The sequence below is a fragment of the Candidatus Methylomirabilota bacterium genome (assembly GCA_027293415.1).
GTDB lineage: Bacteria > Methylomirabilota > Methylomirabilia > Methylomirabilales > CSP1-5 > CSP1-5.
In genome coordinates, this window is record JAPUFX010000086.1 from 1 (window position 1) to 17,829 (window position 17,829).

The 17,829-nt window shown below is 60.0% G+C and carries 18 protein-coding genes; 3 read left to right on the forward strand and 15 right to left on the reverse strand.

What is annotated here, in order from left to right:
• Positions 1 to 201: 201 nt before the first annotated feature.
• The 10 genes from ileS to O6929_06745 form a co-directional block, all read right to left on the reverse strand.
• Positions 202 to 2,973, reverse strand: a complete 2,772-nt coding sequence (ileS, locus tag O6929_06700; GenBank protein ID MCZ6480074.1) for an isoleucine--tRNA ligase — start codon at positions 2,971 to 2,973, stop codon at positions 202 to 204.
• Between the two features lie 99 nt (positions 2,974 to 3,072).
• Positions 3,073 to 3,390: a hypothetical protein gene (locus O6929_06705; protein MCZ6480075.1), complete on the reverse strand. Its 318-nt coding sequence runs from the start codon at positions 3,388 to 3,390 to the stop codon at positions 3,073 to 3,075.
• 16 nt (positions 3,391 to 3,406) lie between these two features.
• On the reverse strand, positions 3,407 to 3,715 hold the full coding sequence (locus O6929_06710) for a hypothetical protein (GenBank protein MCZ6480076.1): 309 nt from the start codon (positions 3,713 to 3,715) through the stop codon (positions 3,407 to 3,409).
• A gap of 14 nt (positions 3,716 to 3,729) precedes the next feature.
• Positions 3,730 to 4,374, reverse strand: a complete 645-nt coding sequence (locus O6929_06715) for a YdcF family protein (GenBank protein ID MCZ6480077.1) — start codon at positions 4,372 to 4,374, stop codon at positions 3,730 to 3,732.
• Between the two features lie 137 nt (positions 4,375 to 4,511).
• Positions 4,512 to 4,805, reverse strand: a complete 294-nt coding sequence (locus O6929_06720) for a hypothetical protein (protein MCZ6480078.1) — start codon at positions 4,803 to 4,805, stop codon at positions 4,512 to 4,514.
• Between the two features lie 583 nt (positions 4,806 to 5,388).
• Positions 5,389 to 6,489 carry a rod shape-determining protein RodA gene (rodA, locus tag O6929_06725; GenBank protein MCZ6480079.1) on the reverse strand — a complete coding sequence of 367 codons (1,101 nt, stop codon included), beginning with the start codon at positions 6,487 to 6,489 and terminating at the stop codon, positions 5,389 to 5,391.
• A gap of 14 nt (positions 6,490 to 6,503) precedes the next feature.
• Positions 6,504 to 8,336, reverse strand: a complete 1,833-nt coding sequence (gene mrdA / locus O6929_06730) for a penicillin-binding protein 2 (protein ID MCZ6480080.1) — start codon at positions 8,334 to 8,336, stop codon at positions 6,504 to 6,506.
• The gene (gene mreD / locus O6929_06735; GenBank protein MCZ6480081.1) at positions 8,333 to 8,815 is read right to left on the reverse strand and encodes a rod shape-determining protein MreD; all 483 of its coding nucleotides are present in this window, start codon (positions 8,813 to 8,815) and stop codon (positions 8,333 to 8,335) included. Before mreD ends, mrdA begins: the two co-directional genes overlap by 4 nt.
• Complete coding sequence (mreC, locus tag O6929_06740) at positions 8,812 to 9,669, reverse strand: rod shape-determining protein MreC (GenBank protein ID MCZ6480082.1); 858 nt, start codon at positions 9,667 to 9,669, stop codon at positions 8,812 to 8,814. The genes mreD and mreC overlap by 4 nt, the downstream gene beginning before the upstream one ends.
• A gap of 49 nt (positions 9,670 to 9,718) precedes the next feature.
• A complete protein-coding gene (locus O6929_06745) occupies positions 9,719 to 10,747 on the reverse strand; it encodes a rod shape-determining protein (GenBank protein ID MCZ6480083.1) in 1,029 nt (342 codons plus the stop codon).
• A gap of 195 nt (positions 10,748 to 10,942) precedes the next feature.
• On the opposite strand from O6929_06745, the gene O6929_06750 reads away from it, so the two are divergent.
• Together O6929_06750 and O6929_06755 are read left to right on the forward strand one after the other, a co-directional pair.
• Complete coding sequence (locus O6929_06750; protein ID MCZ6480084.1) at positions 10,943 to 11,953, forward strand: SurA N-terminal domain-containing protein; 1,011 nt, start codon at positions 10,943 to 10,945, stop codon at positions 11,951 to 11,953.
• 20 nt (positions 11,954 to 11,973) lie between these two features.
• Positions 11,974 to 12,306 (forward strand): hypothetical protein, encoded by a 333-nt coding sequence (locus O6929_06755; GenBank protein MCZ6480085.1) that lies wholly within the window; start codon positions 11,974 to 11,976, stop codon positions 12,304 to 12,306.
• Between the two features lie 104 nt (positions 12,307 to 12,410).
• Here O6929_06755 and thiI read toward each other — a convergent pair whose 3' ends face one another.
• From thiI to O6929_06780, 5 genes are all read right to left on the reverse strand, one after another.
• Positions 12,411 to 13,580 carry a tRNA 4-thiouridine(8) synthase ThiI gene (gene thiI / locus O6929_06760; GenBank protein MCZ6480086.1) on the reverse strand — a complete coding sequence of 390 codons (1,170 nt, stop codon included), beginning with the start codon at positions 13,578 to 13,580 and terminating at the stop codon, positions 12,411 to 12,413.
• Between the two features lie 321 nt (positions 13,581 to 13,901).
• The gene (locus O6929_06765; protein ID MCZ6480087.1) at positions 13,902 to 14,225 is read right to left on the reverse strand and encodes a cupin domain-containing protein; all 324 of its coding nucleotides are present in this window, start codon (positions 14,223 to 14,225) and stop codon (positions 13,902 to 13,904) included.
• Positions 14,226 to 14,301: 76 nt separating this feature from the next.
• Positions 14,302 to 14,922: a hypothetical protein gene (locus O6929_06770; GenBank protein ID MCZ6480088.1), complete on the reverse strand. Its 621-nt coding sequence runs from the start codon at positions 14,920 to 14,922 to the stop codon at positions 14,302 to 14,304.
• A 158-nt stretch (positions 14,923 to 15,080) separates the two neighbouring features.
• The gene (trxB, locus tag O6929_06775) at positions 15,081 to 16,010 is read right to left on the reverse strand and encodes a thioredoxin-disulfide reductase (GenBank protein ID MCZ6480089.1); all 930 of its coding nucleotides are present in this window, start codon (positions 16,008 to 16,010) and stop codon (positions 15,081 to 15,083) included.
• A gap of 133 nt (positions 16,011 to 16,143) precedes the next feature.
• Complete coding sequence (locus tag O6929_06780; GenBank protein ID MCZ6480090.1) at positions 16,144 to 16,476, reverse strand: rhodanese-like domain-containing protein; 333 nt, start codon at positions 16,474 to 16,476, stop codon at positions 16,144 to 16,146.
• Between the two features lie 147 nt (positions 16,477 to 16,623).
• On the opposite strand from O6929_06780, the gene O6929_06785 reads away from it, so the two are divergent.
• Entirely contained in the window at positions 16,624 to 17,340 is a 717-nt protein-coding gene (locus tag O6929_06785) for a class I SAM-dependent methyltransferase (GenBank protein ID MCZ6480091.1), read from the forward strand.
• The last annotated feature ends 489 nt before the right edge of the window (positions 17,341 to 17,829 follow it).

The following is a 17,829-nucleotide window of genomic DNA, read 5'->3' on the forward strand; positions in this document are numbered from 1 at the left end:
TTTCTCACTAGTATTCCGCGCTGGTGCGGCACTTCCGCTAGGGGGGCAGGCCCCCCTTCGGCGCTCGGCGTTCGCCTCGCTGAGCACCCCCCAGGCGTAGGGGAGCCTCTCCCCTACAACCCCTCAGTGCCCCCGGCGGAACCCTGCGGTGCTTAGGAGAAGTGAGTTGGAGGGGCACTAGCATGAACCGTGAACCATGGACTATGAACTCCCTAGGACGGCAACACAGCGGTCACAGATGGTCGGATGGTCCCTGGAGGAGCCGACAGTTTCCCGGTACGTCCAGCACCGTTCACACTTTTGTCCCGGGGCCCGGTGCACCACGACGGATAGTTCCGGCCCGTCCGGAGGTGCCGGCTTGAGCTCTAGCGCGGAGACAATGAGGATGGTGCACAGATCCTTCTCATAGCTTTGCAGGAATGGTAGCAAAGCAGGACTGGCCTGGATCTCCACCTTAGCTTCCACGGCATTCCCGATCAACTTGCGCTTCCTCGCTTCCTCTAACGCCCTGAGTCCCTCGTCACGGATTCGGAGAAGCCGCTCCCATCGCTCCGCGAGTACCTCGTCCACGTATGCCTCGTCCACCTTGGGAAACTCGGTGAGGTGCACGCTCTCCGGCTCATCGCCGCGCCGGGGGATATAGCCCCAGACCTCCTCGGCGGCGAAGGAGAGAACCGGCGCCATGAGCCGGGTGAGGCTCTGCAGGATGAGGTACATGGCGGTTTGAGCTGCCCGCCGTTCGGGGGACGCCGCGTGAAAGGTGTACACTCGATCTTTGAGCACGTCGAAATAAAAGGCGGACAGATCCACAGCGCAGAAGTTGTGGATGGCGTGAAAGAGGATGTGAAATTCGTACCTGTCATAGGCCCGGAGCAGTCGCCCGGTGAGATTTTGGAGCCGGTGCAGGATGAACCGGTCGATCTCGAGGAGCGCCTCCCGGGGCACCAGGTGCGCCCTGGGATCAAAGTCGTAGAGGTTGCCGAGGAGATAACGGCAGGTGTTTCGGATCCGGCGATAGCCCTCGACGAGACGGGTGAGAATTTCGGAGGAGAGCCGGACGTCATCACGGTAATCCTCCGCCGCTACCCACAGACGGAGGATTTCGGCCCCGTGGGCGGCCATGACCTCTTGTGGGGCAATGACGTTCCCCAGCGACTTGGACATCTTCCGGCCCTCTCCGTCTACGACAAAGCCGTGAGTCAAGACCTCCTCATAGGGCGCCCGATCCCTCGTCCCCACCGCGGCCAGGAGGGAACTATGGAACCAGCCCCGGTGCTGATCACTCCCCTCGAGATACATCTTTGCCGGCCATCGTAGGTCCCGCCGCTTCTCCAGCACCGCTGCATGGCTCACACCCGAGTCAAACCAGACATCGAGGATGTCGTCCTCTTTCGTAAACTCCGTGCCACCGCACTTGCAGCGCGTGTCCGGAGGCAGTAATTCTCCCGCACTCCTCAGGAACCAAACGTCGGAACCCTCGCGTTCCATGATGTCTGCCACGTGCTCCATGAGGTCCTGTTTAGCAAGGGTATGGTGACACGCCTGGCAGTAGAAGGCGGCAATAGGCACCCCCCAGGCCCGCTGCCGGGAAATGCACCAGTCCGGCCGGGTCTGGATCATGTTGTAGATTCGTTCCTCTCCCCAGGGGGGAATCCATTTCACCTTCCGGACCCACTCCAGCCCCCGTTGGCGGAGGTTATTCTCTTCCATCGAGATAAACCACTGCTCGGTGGCGCGGAAGATAGTGGGGTTTTTGCACCGCCAGCAGTGGGGATAGGAATGATCAACGATCCCTTCAGCCACCAGGTTTCCGCGGCGGCGGAGCTCGGCGATGATCTTGGGGTTGGCCTCCCAGACATTCATCCCGCCAAAGAGAGGAAGGTCCCCAATAAATCGTCCCTCATCGTCCACAGGATTCTCAACCTTGAGGCCATAGCGCAGGCCAGTCTCGTAGTCTTCGGCTCCGTGTCCTGGGGCCGTATGGACACAGCCGGTCCCCCGGTCTGTGCTGACGTATTCCGCCAGGACCACCGGTACCTCTTTTGGCATCCACGGATGCTGGCAAAGGATGCCTTCCAATTCCGTCCCTGGCCAGGCCCCCCCTGTCACCTTGTACTCGTCCTCGGAGTATCGAAATGCCTTCATGCACGCGGCGACCAGCTCCTGGGACAGAATCAGCTCTCCTGCCGGGGTCTTCACGAGACGGTACATTAGGTTGGGGTTCACGGCAATCGCCTGATTGGCAGGGAGGGTCCAGGGTGTGGTGGTCCATATGACAAAGGACGTTCCGTGGACCGGATTGACGGCAAATTTTCCTTTGGCATCCTTCACTGGAAACTTCACATAAATCGAGGGGGAGCGGTGGTCGTCGTACTCCACCTCTGCTTCGGCCAAAGCAGTCTGGTCGGTGGCGCACCAGTGGACCGGTTTCAGGCCCCGGTAGACGCTGCCCGCCCCGACGAATTTGGCAAGCTCTCGCAGGATGACTGCTTCGTAGTGATAGTCCATGGTTGTATAAGGATGTTCCCAATCCCCCAGCACCCCGAGGCGCTTGAACTCGTCTCGCTGCACGTCGATAAAGCGGGCCGCGTACTCTCGGCAAAGCCGCCGCTTCTCCAGTACGCCGACCGCCTTCGCCCGGTCCCCCAGTTCCTTGTCGACCTGGAGCTCGATGGGTAGGCCATGGCAGTCCCAGCCCGGAACATAGACGGCGTTATAACCCATCATGGACCGGGACTTGACCACTAAGTCTTTCAAGATCTTGTTCAGCGCGTGGCCCATGTGGATGTGGCCGTTGGCGTATGGCGGGCCATCGTGAAGGATCCACAACTGGCGATCTGCCCGAAGCTCCCGGAGCTTGTGATAGATCCCGCGCTCTTCCCAGGAACGCAGAATTTCGGGCTCGCGCTCCGTCAGGTTAGCCTTCATGGGAAAAGACGTCTTGGGGAGGTTGAGTGTCGCCTTGTAGTCCATCAAGCCTCCGAGACAAGAGTGGACTTTGTGACCACAGTCACAAAGAACTTCTATTACAACAAGTTCCAGCGCGGCTTGTCAAGTTACCGCGCTGGCACATCAGGCCTGGGCACCGTACTGCTTGTGCCAGACCCGACGGTAGATTGCGGCGACCGCTGCCGCGCTCAGGCCATACTGCTCTCCGACTTCGCGCATCACCTCGGTCTGGGCGTCCTCGAAGGCTTTCGCCTCTTCGATGTTAGGCAGCTGCGACAGTCCGAAAGTGACCCGGTCGAAGATTAGAACCTCATCGTCACCCGGCTCTGGAGTCGCCGACAGGGCTTGCCTGGATCTATACTTTTCTTGATAGGCCATGCCCAGGCCGAAGCCGAGGCAAAAAATACATACCAACAAGAGGACCAGGAGGAGAAAGTTCATGGGAAAAATTCCTCTGTCACGGCACCGACAGATCCCGCCACCACACGAAGGTGAGACCCTGGAGGACCGAAAGGAACAGCACTGTCACGTCGGCAGCCATGTACAGCGATACAAATCCCCGTATAGTGACGCGCGCGACCAGGATACCAATGACTCCAGCGCTCAGGTTTACCACGAAGAAAACCAGGCTGATCCCGAAACACTCGAGCATCTTGCCGACCGCCTTTCGGATGTCGCGCGCCGGCAGGCCGAGCACTCTTGTGCCAAGCACATAAGCGCCCGCCGAGGTGAAACCGACCAGGATCAGGCTAAAGACTTGCTCCATGCCTCCTCCATCGTTTACAGGTAGCCGGCCGCCCGGTAATAGAATCGAGCCAGGAGCTCCTGCAGGGTTCGACGCATAAGCCGGAGGCGTCCCTCGGGACTCGAAGCCTCGCTTGAGACTTCGTCAGTTGGTGCCGCGAGAACCTCAAAGCCAGCCCGCTCAAATAACCGTTGGGCCCTCGCCATATGGTGCGAGCCGGTCACCAAGAGAATTCTCCGGACACCCTTTTCCCGAAGGAGTGCCCCCGATTTGACGGCTTCCTCCCGCGTGGTCTGTGCCTTGCTCTCTGTGAGGATCACTTCCGGCGAGATCCCCAGCGCACGAGCCAGTTCCTCCCGTACCTCGGCCTCTGCCGGGCCCTCGCCACGGCCAGGGCCCGAAAGGAGCAGGAGGGGGGCGAGTCCCTTCCGGTGTAGGACCATCCCCTCAAGCGCCCGCCGCATAGAAGTATCGCCCAACACGCCATCCGGCTCGACACCGGCCCCGAGCACGACAATTGCCTCTGCCGACTCAAGGCGAGCCGGCGTGCCGAGCCAGCGGATTAAGATATTTGGCAGTGGGGTAAAGGCGGCGGTCAGAAAAAGTGCAACTCCAGCCAGTCCAACGAGGCGGGAGATCCTTGCCCAGTCCATGCGGCTCTGGCTCTCTAGGCCTTCCATCGATGGGCGGTTCATCGCTCCCTCCGTTCGAGCAGTCCCGTACCAACTACCGCATAGCAAAAAAGCGATCAGTGAATTGTTGTCAGCGTTCTCCCCGACTTCTTCGGTTCTTGTCACGTGTGGGAGTCATGAGAGGGTCAGTTGATTCGATCCCTCTCGACTCGCATCAAAGCCATGGTGGCATTCTTGATCCCATCATAGAAGCGGCCCATCATTGCATCGGTTTCCTCGGGGGAAGGCTCGCGATCCTCGACTTGACTCTTGAAGATCGTGTTGGTCGCGACGATAGCCAGGCAATTCGCCAAACCGTCAAGCAATCCCTCAGCGAATACCTGGGGATCCGTTCGTTGACGCTGCGCATCGCGATCAATGCGATTCATGGCATCCCCGATCCCTTTAATCACCGCCTCGACGACTTGCACCTTATCCATGATCCTTCCTCCTTTGCTCGCTACCCCACTGAAGCTCGAACCCCCCGACCACCACCAGGAGGATCTGGCGAGGTCCGTCTTGTTTTCACTATTCTTTTCCCTCTGGGCGATCAGGCGGGATCCCGGTCACTCTTCCGCCGTCCAGTCCGGAGAGGTCTGGCGGTATTGTGGGAGACCTGTGACGGCTTCACACGGTGGGGGAAAAGTGTCCGATAACGTAATCGGGCTTCGGCCCCTTGTCAATGTGTGTTTGAGATCGCGTCGTCCTGGCCTATGGATTTGTGTGAGTGTTGTGCAGGACCGTTTAACGGCCGAGTGAAAGGTGCACCCAGAGGAAATTGGGGGCGGGCGTAATGCCCGATGGGGTCCGCGTCGGCCCAGGGTCCACATCTCCAAGACCGGGTCCCAGAGAAACGGACGAACAACGACCTAGCCCGGATTACCCACATACAGGTGAGTAATCTGCCCTCCGGGCTTCGACTCCACCCCGCGTTTGCGGGGCCTCGCTCAGGGCTAGCCTTGAGGCCCGCCGCAGCGGCGGGACGCATTATTCACGAAGACCCCCGTTCGTGAATAATGCGGGCTAGTACACGAATCGGCGGATGCGGACGTTAATGACTAATCCGACGCCGAGGCAGACGACCAGGAGGGAGGACCCACCGTAGCTTAACAAGGGAAACGGGACACCCACCACCGGCATGATCCCCAACACCATCCCAGCATTGACCAGCAACTGGAGCATAACCATAGCCATGATGCCAAAGGCCATCAAGGCCCCGAACACATCCTTGGCTTCACTGGCGATCTCGAGCCCTCGCGTGATGAGGAAATAGCAGAGGAGCAAGATGACGAGGCAACCAACGAATCCCCACTGCTCGGCGAGCACCGCGAAGATAAAGTCGGTGTGGCTCGCCGGGAGAAAGTTGAGCTGGCTCTGACTAGCCGCCTTCAGCCCCTTCCCCAAGAGCTCTCCCGACCCTACGGCGATCTTCGATTGCATAACGTGATACCCTGCGCCAAGCGGATCGAGCGATGGGAAGAGAAAGGCCCATATCCGCTGTTGTTGATACCCCTTCAGCATGGACCAGAGGAGGGGAGTCAGGGCAGCACCAGCGAAAACGAGGAAGAGAAGGTGCTTCAATCGAAGCCCTACCAGAAAGAGCATTGAGAGGGTGAGCAGTCCGAGCAGGGCCGCAGTGCCCAGATCCGGCTGTCTCAACACAAAGAAGATGGGGACCAGGGCGACCATCGCAGGGGTCGCCATAAGGCGTGGCTTACCCAGGTGCTCTTTGCGATCCTCGAAGTAGCGTGCCAAGAAGATGATCAAGGCAAGCTTCATGAATTCTGAGGGCTGCACTGTCAGGAACCCGACTCGGATCCACCGTTGGGCGCCGAAACCCACCGCCCCTGTCACCTCGACCACGAGGAGGAGGCCGAGCAAAAGCCCAAAAATTGGATAGGCAAAGCGTGCCAGGAGTCGATAGTTGACGAATGCTGCCGCCACCAGACCACAGAGCCCCAGAGCGCCCCAGAGGATCTGACGGATATATAGGGCCTGCCTGTAAGAAGAGGAGGATCCCAGGTTTCCACTCCAGATAGTGAGAATTCCGACAGCGATGAGAATCAGGGTGATACCAGCCATTCGCCAGTCAAAGTTTGTAAGTATCCGACGATCGAGGTACATGCCGTGCTCTCCGACTACTGGCTTTCGGGCGACGGCCCCTGGGCGACCGTACCCTTCTCTAGCAGAGGTGAAAACGCGGCTTCCAGGACGGCCCGCGCCACGGGTCCGGCGGCCGAACCACCTTTCCCGGCGTTTTCGGCAATCACCGCAATCGCAATCTCCGGATTTTCATATGGGGCAAAGGCGACGAACCACGCGTGATCCTCAGTCTTCCCGGGGCCGTGGGCTTCCTTCTTCACCACTTGTGCCGTGCCAGTTTTTCCGGCCACCCGCACGCCACGAATACGAGCCACCCGGCCAGTTCCTTCCTCCACCACCCGGAGCATTCCCTGGCGGACCAGCTCCAGGACCCGAGGGCGAAGGTTTACCTTCCGGACCGGCTCTGGCCCGTAGGCGGCCACGACCTCTCCTCCCCAGGACTCCACCCGCTCTACTACCCAGGGTCGGTAGACGGTCCCCCCGTTGGCAATGGCCGCCACCAGGGTCACCATCTGAAGCGGGGTAACGAGGATCATTCCCTGGCCGATCCCGGTAATGACGGTGTCCCCCAGATACCAACGCTCCCCCAGAACTTCTTGTTTCCACGACGGCGAGGGGATCAGCCCCTTCGCCTCGTCCCCAAAACCGATCCCCGTCTTCTGGCCCAACCCAAACTCCCGGGCCACCAGCACGATGGCATCGATCCCTGCTTTCAGCGCGGCCTGGTAGAAGTAGACGTTACACGAGTTCGTAATCGCCTGCATCAGGTCTTGCTGGCCGTGTCCCCCTTCCTTCCAGTCGTCAAAGGTCGTGCGGCCCAGCCTGAAGTATCCGGGACAATTAAAGACCGTCTCGGGCGTGACCGCCCCGGCCTCTAGTGCTGCTGCCATCACCACCAACTTAAAAACCGACCCGGGGGGGTACTGCGCCTGCATGGGACGATTCTGGAGAGGATGAGTGGGATCGTTGACCAGCTCTTCCCACGCCTCGCGACTCAGTTGCTTGGCAAAACGGTTCGGATCGTATGCGGGCCGACTGACCCACACCAAGATCTCGCCGGTTTGCGGGTTCAAGGCTACTACGGAGCCGCGCTTTCCAGCGAAGGCCTTCTCCGCGGCCATCTGGAGTTTCTTGTCAAGGGTCAGAACGAGACTGAAGCCGGACTGAGGCTCCAGTCGATCCATGAGGCGGACCACCCGACCCTGCGCGTCCGTTTCGACCTCCTCCCACCCATCAATCCCTCGGACAAAGGAATCCAACCGCCGCTCCACCCCGGCCTGCCCCACGGTATCTCCGGGACGAAAGTCCCGATACGCCTCTAGGTGCAACTGCTCTTGGTTCACCTCGCTTACATATCCGACGAGGTGGGCGGCGATGCCACCGTCAACGTAGGAGCGGAGCGGACGAACGCGGAGGCTTACGCCAGGCAGATCCATCTTCCGCTCTTCGATGACCACCATCGTCCGCTCATTAAGCTCTTGCGCCAAAAGAACCGGTCGATACGGGTGGGCACGACCACCACGAATCTTGGCGACGATCTCTTCAGGCGCTTGCCCCAGAACGGTCCCAATGGCGTGCGCGGCCTCGTCAAGATCCGGGACCGCGGCCGGGATTACGTACACATCAAACGAGGGACGGTTCTCCACAATGACCTCGCCAGACCGATCGAGGATGAACCCTCTTGGGGCCTCTACCGAGCGGATGCGGAGCCGGTTGCTGGCGGAAAGGGTTGCGTAGTACCGGCCCTCCAACACCTGGAGGTACCAGAGCCGCAACAAGAGTAGGGCAAAAACCACCGTAACCAAGAGGACTGTCCAACGAATCTTTTGCTGGATCAGTGGAGTAGGAGATTGCCACGGCCGGCTCACAGCCTGACCTCCAGCACCCGGCCCAGCCTGGTGCCGAACAGCAGAATCCCTCCGACCGCTGTGGTATAGGCCGTCTGAGGCAGGATAATCCAGAGGAGAGCCTGGCCTAGATCCATCCCCATTCCGAAAAAGGCCAGGACCCCTAACGTGATGAGGCCCGAACAGAGCCCGGTGAGAAAGATGAGCAGCAGGTGAGGGATGAGACGGGTCTCCTCAAGTTCCTCCCACACCCGAACCAGCAGGTAGCCCAAGAGGCTCAAAGTGAAGGCGTTCAGTCCCAGGGGGGAGCCGGAGAGGGCATCTTGGTAGAGGCCCAGCAAGAACCCTCCCACGCAGGCCTGGACGGGAGTCATCCTAAAGCTCCCGAGGTACAGGAGGAGGAGGAAGAGATCTGGTCGGACCCCGCCGATCTGCATCATCGGGGTGACGGCCGCCTGCAGAATGACAACCGCAAGGAGTCCGCCGGCAAGCCAGATCACTTCCCGCTCCGCTGAGACCGAGAGAGATCGGCTCGCTCTCCGGCGATTACCAGGACCTCTTCCAAGCGAGAAAAGTCGATGCTGGGTTCGACTGTGGCCTCCTGAAAGAGGGCCCCTATCCGCTTATCGACAGCTACCACCTTCCCGACCAGGATCCCTTTGGGATACACAGTCCCGAGACCCGACGTCATCACGACCTCTCCGACCCGCACCTCGGTCAGGATGGGCAGGTACTTGATCCGCAGGCGGCCAAGTTGGGCTCCCACCAAGAGTCCCGTGACCCGCGAGGTCTCCAGCAACACCCCGACTGAACTTACCGGATCGGTGATGATCTGGATTTGAGCGCTGAAGGGGCCGACCTCCACCACCTGGCCAACGAGCCCTCCGGGAGCGACCACCGCCCCGTGCCGCTCCACACCATGGCGACTCCCACGGTCGATGAGCAAGCTATGAAACCAGTTGGTGGTATCCCGCCCAACGACCCGGGCTGAAACAAAGCTGAAGGGCTTGCTCTCCCGGAGGTTCAGCAGGGTCTGGAGGCGTTGATTTTCTCGGCCTGCCTCCTCCAACACCCTGAGGCGGACCTGGTAGGCTTCAATTTCCTCCCTGAGGCGCAGATTCTCTTGCCGGACCGACCGGAGGTCCACATAATTGCCCCAGATATCCGAGACGCCATCTCTGAGGTATGTGGTGGCCTTGAGGAATGGGCTGACCGACTCCAGCAGGACGCGTTTGAGGAAGGGGGTGAGGTGCTCTTCTCGCCGCACCGCCATGGTCATCAGGAAAAAGGAGAGGAGGATGGCACTCCCGAGGACAACCGTCCGGCGATACCTCGCGAGCAGGCGAAGCACCATCGCACCCCCCAACCCTTTCGTCGGCAGCAGGCGTCCCCCCTGGGACGCCCTAATTCTCCAGACAGACCGACTTCAAGAGGTCCAGCTCGTCCAAGACCTTGCCAGCCCCCAGAGCCACACACGAGAGGGGGTCCTCGGCCATGGTTACCTTGAGGTGCGTCTCAAGGCCGATGAGGGTATCGAGGCCTTGGAGGAGGGCTCCGCCGCCGGTCATGACGATCCCGCGCTCGGCGATGTCCGCCGCCAATTCCGGGGGGGTCCGTTCCAGGGCGGTCTTCACCGCATCGACGATGGCGTAAATCGGATCATGCAACGCTTCCCGGATGTCACTGTCGGTAATCGTAATGGTCTTGGGAATCCCGTCCATCAGATCCCGCCCCTTGATGTCCATCCTACGCGGTTCATCGAAGGGATACGCCGACCCGGCCTGGATCTTGATGTTCTCCGAGGTCCGCTCCCCCACCAGGAGGTTAAACTTCCGCCTCAGGTACTGGATAATGGCTTCATCCATCTCGTCGCCGGCGATGCGGATGGACTGACTATAAACGATCCCGGAGAGGGAGATCACCGCGACCTCAGTGGTCCCACCACCAATGTCAACGATCATATTCCCCATAGGCTCCTGCACCGGAAGACCCGCCCCGATAGCGGCCGCCATGGGCTCCTCAATGAGATAGACCTCACGGGCCCCCGCCTGCTCTGCCGAGTCCCGAATAGCGCGCTTCTCCACTTGCGTAATCCCGGAGGGGATACCGACCACCATCCGGGGCCGGACGAGCGCTTTCCGGTTGTGGATCCTGACGACGAACGCCCGGATCATTTGTTCCGTGGTATCAAAATCGGCGATCACGCCATCCTGGAGGGGCCGGATGGCGACGATGGAAGCCGGGGTCCGGCCCACCATTTCCTTCGCCTCCTTTCCCACTTTCAGAACCTGGTTCGTCCCCTTCTTTATCGCCACCACCGAAGGCTCGGAGAGGACGATCCCCTTCCCGCGGACGTAGATGAGCGTGTTGGCGGTCCCGAGGTCGATGGCAAGGTCGCTGCAAAACATGCCGTAGAACCAATCCATCAGCATAGGTTCTGCTCCTTTCCCCTACCGCGCGAGGATTCCCTCGCGCCCCGATTGTCGATAGATGACTAACATACCTGGCCTGCGAAAACAAGGATGTTTTCAGCATTTGTGGCGCCGGCGAAGCAAAAAAGGGTTGCGGGCCGACCAAGAATTTGGGTATCCTTTTTACCGACGGATAGCCTCTGCAGAGGAGCAACCATGCTTCGCGCCATGCGCGATAATTTGAAGTCTCTGAGCATCACGCTCTGGCTGGTGATTGCCGCCTTCATCGTGTCCATCTTCGTCGTCTACGGGATGCAATCTGCCGGTCCCGGCGCCGGCAGCAAAACTGGGGCGGCCGCCACTGTGAACGGAGAACGCATCTCCTGGCAGGAGTTTCAACAGGCCTACCGCCAGCAGGTGGACACCCTCCGCCGGATCTACGGCGATCAGTGGAATGAGGAGCTAATCCGAGACCTGGGGATTCGCCGCCAGGTCTTGGATGGCCTCATTACCTCTCGGCTCCTCCTCCAAGAGGCAGAGCGGTATGGGCTCACCGTCTCCCGTGAGGAGTTGGCCGCCGCTGTCATGAATAACCCCCTGTTCGCCGAAGAGGGAAAATTCAGCCGAGACCGCTATCGCGGACTGCTGGAGGCCAATCGTCTGACGCCGGAGCGATACGAAGAAAGTGTTCGCCAGTCGGTTCTCCGCGAGAAGTTGGCCACCCTCATTCAGGCGTCCGCCAAGGTCTCGGAGGCCGAGGCATGGGAGTCCTTCCGGGCTGCCAAGGAGAAGGTCCGTGTGGCCTACGTCAGCCTCCCTCGGTCCGAGGAGAACAGGGCCCGCCTCGAAAAGCTCCAGACACGGGCGAGCCAGAAGGGGGCCTCCGTTGAAAAACTCTTGCAAAATTCAGGCCTGAAACCAAAAAAGCCAAAATCCTTCGCCTTGGGCGAGGCCGTGGAGGAGGTAGACCCCTCGGATAGTCGGGCATTCCACCTGGCCATCCTCCGTTTGAAAGAGGGAGACATCAGCCCTGTGATCGAGGGACAAAAGTCCCTCTTCCTGATTCACCTCTTGGATCGGGAGGCCGCGACTCGAGAGGCATTTGAAAACGAAAAGGCCACCTGGATGCAACAGCTCTTGGCAGAGAAGCGGCGGTGGATTTGGGCGAGCTGGATAGAGGACCTGAAGGGGCAGGCCCGGATCGACATCACAAGCGAGGTGACCTAGCCCCGTCGCTTGGAGTTGGTATGCCTTACGTGTATTACGCTCATGACGGTTCGATACAGGGTTTTTCCAAAGAGCGCTCGGACATCCCACTCGGGCTCCACTGTGCTTCCATCTCCCAAGAGGGCTTCGAGATGCTCTCGGCCATCCCGAATGGCTTTAAGATGGACGTGGAAACGCGGACCTTGAAAGCTCAAATGGTCTCCGACCGCGAAGATTGGATTCTGTGGATCCCCGTGGTCCTCAACCACCGATACTGTGACGGAGAGTTCATCCCCCTCCTCAGAGAGCCAACGCCATTCGAGGAATGGGTCCGGGGGAGGAAAAAGGGAAGCTCAAGGGAAGAAAAGGAGTGAGGTGAAATGTAATTTCACCTCACGAGAAAGACTCCCAAGACGACGAAGCAGGCGCCCAGTAGGCACGCGCCCTCACCTACCACCTCCGTCTGCGTCGGCCTTGTTCATGCGATCTCCGGGGAGGTGAACGCTTCCACGTCTGCTCGCTCCGCACCCGCCTTTACCAGACGGTCGAGGTCCAGCGTCATCTCCGCTCTTCCGATGTCATCCATCGTCGCCCGGGTGGCTGGATGGCGGGGGACAAAAAGGGTGCAGCAGTCCTGATCCGGCTGGATGGAGATCTCATAGGTCCCGATCTCCTTGGCTTGCTCCGTGATTTCCTCTTTGTCCATCCCGATCAGGGGGCGGAACAGGGGGAGTTTTACGGCCTCCTCGATCACCGTGAGGTTCTCCAGGGTCTGAGAAGCCACCTGCCCCAGGCTCTCGCCCGTGACCAGTGCCTTTGCCCCCTCCAGACTAGCCAGATGCTCGGCGATCCGGGCCATGAGCCGCCGGTAGAGGAGCACCCGGTATGGGGCAGGGGTATTCACCACCACCTCCTGCTGGACCTCACCAAAGGGGACGAGGTAGAGTCGAGAGGTGTATTGATAGCGGGTGAGGAGCTTGACAATTTCCCTGGTCTTCTCCTGGGTCCGACGATCCAGGAAGGGGGCCCCGTGAAAGTGGACAAAGCTCACCTGACACCCCCGGCGCATCATTCGATAGGCGGCTACGGGGGAATCTATTCCACCGGAAAGGAGTGCGATGACCCGCCCCGCCACCCCAACCGGAAGCCCACCTGGCCCGGGAACCTTTTCGAGATAGATGAATGCCTCCTTCGGCAGAATATCAACAAAGAGCGTGAGTTCAGGGTTTTTCAAGTCGACCCTGGCCGGGAAGCGCTCTAGAACAAAGGTTCCCAAAATTTCGTTGAGTTGTGGAGAGGTGAGGGGAAAGGTCTTGTAGGCCCGGCGCGCGGTCACCCTGAAGGTTTGAAAGGGCCGCCCGGCAAGGGCCTTGGCGGCCGTGTCTTTCAGCGCCTCGAGGTCTAAGTCACACCGAAGGGCCGAACAACAGTTGGCCACTCCAAAAACCCGCCGAACCCGCTCCGCGACCTCCTGGGCTGCGTTCTCTCCGGCAAGCTCGAGCAAAAGGCGGCCCGGGAGCTTCTGGATACGTCTTACGGGGAAATCGGCAGTGGCCCTTTTCAGGTTGCGGACAAGTTGGTTGACAAAGAAAGGCCGATTCCTCGCCTTAAGTGCGATCTCGTGGTAATGCACCAAGAGCACGGTCATGGCAAGCCTAGAAAGTACACGTGATCCGACAAGCGCTTATGAAGGCCAAGGATTCCCAGAGTCAAGTGAAGGAAGGGAGATATGATGCTTCGTCTACCACAAGTTACCGCTAATATCAAGTTTGGGTCGAGTGGCCGTGTGGGGCTGTTCGCCCGGATTCGGCATCCCTGCGGAATATTGTCCGGATCCACCCATGCATTCTTTCCGCTAAACCGACCGATTTCCCCTGCAAGGAGGGCCGTCCAGGAGAAAGGGGTCTGGAGGCGTTTCCGGGAAGGAAGACAAGAATCCAAGGGCTGAGGCAGCGAGTGGAGTGCCTGCTCAATGCTCGGGTTTCGGCGCCATAAAAACTAAAACCACCAGACGACCTGGTCCGAGATTGACCACTCCATGCTCCACTCCCGCGGGGGCTAGGATCGCGGTGGCCACCCCCAGATCCCGCTCCTCCTCCCCCACACGGAACCGCCCCTGCCCTTCCAGGACGACATACACCTTATCGGAGTCGGAATGGGAATGAGGTTTCTGGATTTGCCCCGGCTCGAAGCAGTACAGATCACAGAAGAAACGACCGGTCTCAAAAAGACCGGTCTTGACCATTTTCTCTGGGGAAAAACGCCGCTGCTCTTCCAGCTTTGCCCAGTCCATGGCCCACCTTGAGAATAGCTGTCACCAGTATTCAAAGATGTCCTGAAGCTGACTGCTGACCCCCGACGGCTGATAGCTAATAAAACCGACTCATCATGGGGGTAACCGCCATCCTGGCGCGGATAGCCTCGACGATCCTCCTCGCTTCTGGAGCGGCAGCGACCGCGGGCCCGATTATCAAGGCGACCGGCCGATACAGAAGGAGCCACGGGACCTGGGCCACGCTCCAATCCCCGCTAAAGGCAAGGGGGATCTCCAGCTTACGTAGTCCGGCCAGCGCCTCACGGATGTTCACATCCACGGGGACTTTCAAGAGGTCCGGTTTGAGCCTCTTGAACCGCGCCTCGTGCGCCATCGGGTCGGAAATGCTTAAGAGATCCAGCAGGAGTCGGCTGCCGGCCTCCCGAGCTCGTGTGATGATCGCGGAGAGCGCCTCATCCGAGGCGGTGGCGGGAATCGTCAAACCCTCTACCCCCACCGTCATCAGCGCATCAGCCTCCGCTTCGCTCTCGGCCCAGCAGATCAGCGGTCGATCCGGAGCCGTATCTCGTATTGTCGTCACGAAGTGCGGGCCTTCAGCCCGCAGTAGCTGAGGACCGAGCTCGAGAGCGTCGACCAGATCCGCCAGCTGGCGGGCCACCTCAATGACAGATCCCCGATCTGGCTCGTCCAGGACGAGCTGAAGGAGCGTCGCCATCACCCCTCCCGGCAGCGATCAACTATCAGCAGTCAGCTGTCAGCAAAAATTCGAAGCGACCCCAGCGATACCAAATCTGCCTGCTGACTGCGGAATGCTGACGGCTGTTCGTTGATTGCGGATTGCTTACTGCTGCCTGCTGACTGCTAGAAGTCACCTTAGCCCCCCTCGGTTTCCAGAAAACGCTCCACATCCATCGCCGCCATACATCCACTCCCTGCAGCAGTGACCGCCTGGCGATAGACATGATCTTGGACGTCCCCGCAGGCAAAGACACCCGGGACGCTCGTTTTGGTCCCGTTCTCCGTGACGATGTACCCCCGGTCGTCCATGCGAAGCTGCCCGCGAAAGAGGGCGGTGTTTGGGCTATGTCCGATGGCGATGAACACCCCGTTGATTGGGAGGTCGGTCTGTTTCTCGGTCTTCAGATTCTTGAGACGGACCCCCTTTACCCCGGTCGCCTCATCTCCCAGGATCTCGGTAATCCTACTCTGCCACCCAAAGGCGACCTTGGAATTCGCGAATGCCCGTTCCTGCATGATCTTAGAGGCCCGGAGCTTATCTCGCCGGTGGACCACCGTTACCTTGCTGCACAGCTTGGAGAGATACAGGGTCTCTTCCATGGCCGAATCCCCACCCCCGACCACCACCACCTCCTGGTCCTTAAAGAAGTACCCGTCACAGGTGGCGCAGGTCGAGACCCCCCGCCCCATGAACCGCTGTTCCGACTCGAGGCCCAGCAGGTTGGGGGAAGCTCCGGTAGCGATGATGAGAGCCCGGCAGTGAAAGGTCTCCCCCTCGGCCTCCACGGTAAAAGGGCGTACCCCGAGGTCCACCTTGGTCGCCTCCCGTTGGAGGATCCTCGTCCCGAAGCGCTCCGCTTGCTTTTGCATCTCTTCCATCAGCTGTGGCCCCATAATCCCATCCGGGAAGGCGGGATAGTTTTCCACCATCGTGGTGGTGGTGAGCTGGCCGCCCGGCTGGGCCCCAGCGATGAGCGGGGGTTTCAGATTGGCGCGGGCCGCATAGAGAGCCGCGGTGTAGCCCGCCGGTCCAGAACCGATTATGACAACAGTGTGAAGCTCCATGCTACTCTCCTCACGAAGATTCTGCCTTCGGGGACACAAAGACCTGCTGGACGACAGACGCCGCCCCCCATTTTCTCCATCCCGAGATTTCAGTCAAGGAGAGATGGGCGAGGGGAAAAGGTGAACCCGAAGGCTATTTCTCTAGTGGATTGCCTGCCTTGGCCCAGGCGTTTGTTCCGCCCTCGAGATTGTACAGATCTGACCGCCCGACCGCGGCGGCGACCTCGCAAGCCACCGCGCTCCGGGCCCCCTCGGCGCAGACAAAGATGATCTTATCCCCGGTGAGGAGCTCCGGAGCCTGTGCCAGCAAGGTGTTGAGCGGGATGTGAGTGGCCTTGGGGATACGGCCCTGCTCCCATTCGAAGGGCTCTCTGACATCAATAACCTGGAAACCTTGTCCGATCAGTGTCTTGGCCTGCTCGACGTCGATGCGTTCGAACGGCTCCTTCTCATCAAGCTCTGTCATGGTCTCACCTCGCGCGCGATTCTCGTTCCAGCGATCTTGGTTGTGCGATATGTCTCTATACCATGCCTTTCAAGAGGGAGTCAAGGTACGGCAATTTACACGGACGCTTCACGCTGCTATTCTCGGGGCCCCCATGGAGGAAATTCCGTGAAGTACCGTTGGCGGGAAACCATCTCCCATCGTGACTACAATGCAGATCATGACCTCACCGACCCTCACGAAGGGCTGAGTCCCATCCTCCTTCAATTGATTCGACAGGAGGCCTCGTCCCAGAGACGCGTGATCGAGGTCGGGTGCGGCTCCGGTAGACTCACCTTTGCCATCGCTCCTTTGTTCCAAGAGATCATTGCCCTTGACTGGTCTGAGTCCGCATTAGCGGAGGCCCAGATCGCTACCGCGCGACACGGGATGGCCAACGTCCGTTTCCGGCTAGCCGATGCCGAGCAGGCGGACTACCAGGCAATGGCCGGGGGTCCCATCCACTTGGTCGTGGCGCACCTGTGTATGTCCAATGCCATCATCGCCCAAGCGGCCCGCCTCGATTCGGAGACCATCCTCGCCTTCGCCGCCTTTCACACCGACCAGTGGCGCGAGACTGGCATCATTTCTCGCTTCGCGTACAGCAAAGCAGCCATGGAAGAGGCCCTCGATAGTGCCGGCTTCTATCCCTGCTACCTCGGCCTGGAGAAGGAGATTTTTCACTTCCCCTCCCCTGACGTTGCCGCCGCCTATGTGGAAAGAACAAGCCTTCAAACCAAATGGGGGTCCTCCCCTCGCTGGAGTGGTTTCCTCAAGTATGTGCAGGAGGGAGGACATTCCCTCACCGTTCGGGCGCGCGTCGTGGTCAAGGCACGCCGGTCTTAGTTCACAGTTCGAAGTCCGAGGTCCGAAGTCCAATGTCCAGAGTCCAATGTCCAACGGCGCCAAGAGCGAGGAGGGGGTTCCTTCCGAGGCAGGCGACATCTGGCTTGCGGCGGCCGGGGTCCCGCCGCCGGAGCGTAGCGCAGGCGGGGGTGGCCCACACTAGAGAATTACAACGCCTCAGTATGCGTAACGTTGCCTCTGCGCATCAAGTCCTTGGAGAATTTGGCGCCGCCGAGGAGGGTCCCTCCGAGCCCTTGGTTCACGGCTCACGGCTCGATGACCGTTGACCGATGTCCTATGACCGTTTTTTCGGTCGCCGGTCGTCGGTGGTCGGTCACCGCAGGGCCGCCTACCCACCGAAGGCCTTGGCAATGAATACCGCCCAGGTCAGCCGGTCCTGAAGCTCGAATCGGGTGAACTTGACCCCATGCCGGTACGAACCGGCAGGAGTCGTAGGAAGCTCCTGCGACCAGACGACTTCGGCCTCGG

Bases quoted from the DNA above. Each gene is read 5' to 3' on its own strand.
- O6929_06715 (MCZ6480077.1), bottom strand. From the start codon at position 4,374: ATGGAAGGCCTAGAGAGCCAGAGCCGCATGGACTGGGCAAGGATCTCC.
- O6929_06720 (MCZ6480078.1), bottom strand. From the start codon at position 4,805: ATGGATAAGGTGCAAGTCGTCGAGGCGGTGATTAAAGGGATCGGGGAT.
- O6929_06765 (MCZ6480087.1), bottom strand. From the start codon at position 14,225: ATGGACTGGGCAAAGCTGGAAGAGCAGCGGCGTTTTTCCCCAGAGAAA.
- mreC (MCZ6480082.1), bottom strand. From the start codon at position 9,669: ATGGTGCTTCGCCTGCTCGCGAGGTATCGCCGGACGGTTGTCCTCGGG.
- O6929_06755 (MCZ6480085.1), top strand. From the start codon at position 11,974: ATGCCTTACGTGTATTACGCTCATGACGGTTCGATACAGGGTTTTTCC.
- rodA (MCZ6480079.1), bottom strand. From the start codon at position 6,489: ATGTACCTCGATCGTCGGATACTTACAAACTTTGACTGGCGAATGGCT.
- O6929_06710 (MCZ6480076.1), bottom strand. From the start codon at position 3,715: ATGGAGCAAGTCTTTAGCCTGATCCTGGTCGGTTTCACCTCGGCGGGC.
- O6929_06745 (MCZ6480083.1), bottom strand. From the start codon at position 10,747: ATGCTGATGGATTGGTTCTACGGCATGTTTTGCAGCGACCTTGCCATC.
- O6929_06750 (MCZ6480084.1), top strand. From the start codon at position 10,943: ATGCTTCGCGCCATGCGCGATAATTTGAAGTCTCTGAGCATCACGCTC.
- ileS (MCZ6480074.1), bottom strand. From the start codon at position 2,973: ATGGACTACAAGGCGACACTCAACCTCCCCAAGACGTCTTTTCCCATG.
- O6929_06770 (MCZ6480088.1), bottom strand. From the start codon at position 14,922: ATGGCGACGCTCCTTCAGCTCGTCCTGGACGAGCCAGATCGGGGATCT.
- O6929_06780 (MCZ6480090.1), bottom strand. From the start codon at position 16,476: ATGACAGAGCTTGATGAGAAGGAGCCGTTCGAACGCATCGACGTCGAG.
- O6929_06705 (MCZ6480075.1), bottom strand. From the start codon at position 3,390: ATGAACTTTCTCCTCCTGGTCCTCTTGTTGGTATGTATTTTTTGCCTC.
- thiI (MCZ6480086.1), bottom strand. From the start codon at position 13,580: ATGACCGTGCTCTTGGTGCATTACCACGAGATCGCACTTAAGGCGAGG.
- trxB (MCZ6480089.1), bottom strand. From the start codon at position 16,010: ATGGAGCTTCACACTGTTGTCATAATCGGTTCTGGACCGGCGGGCTAC.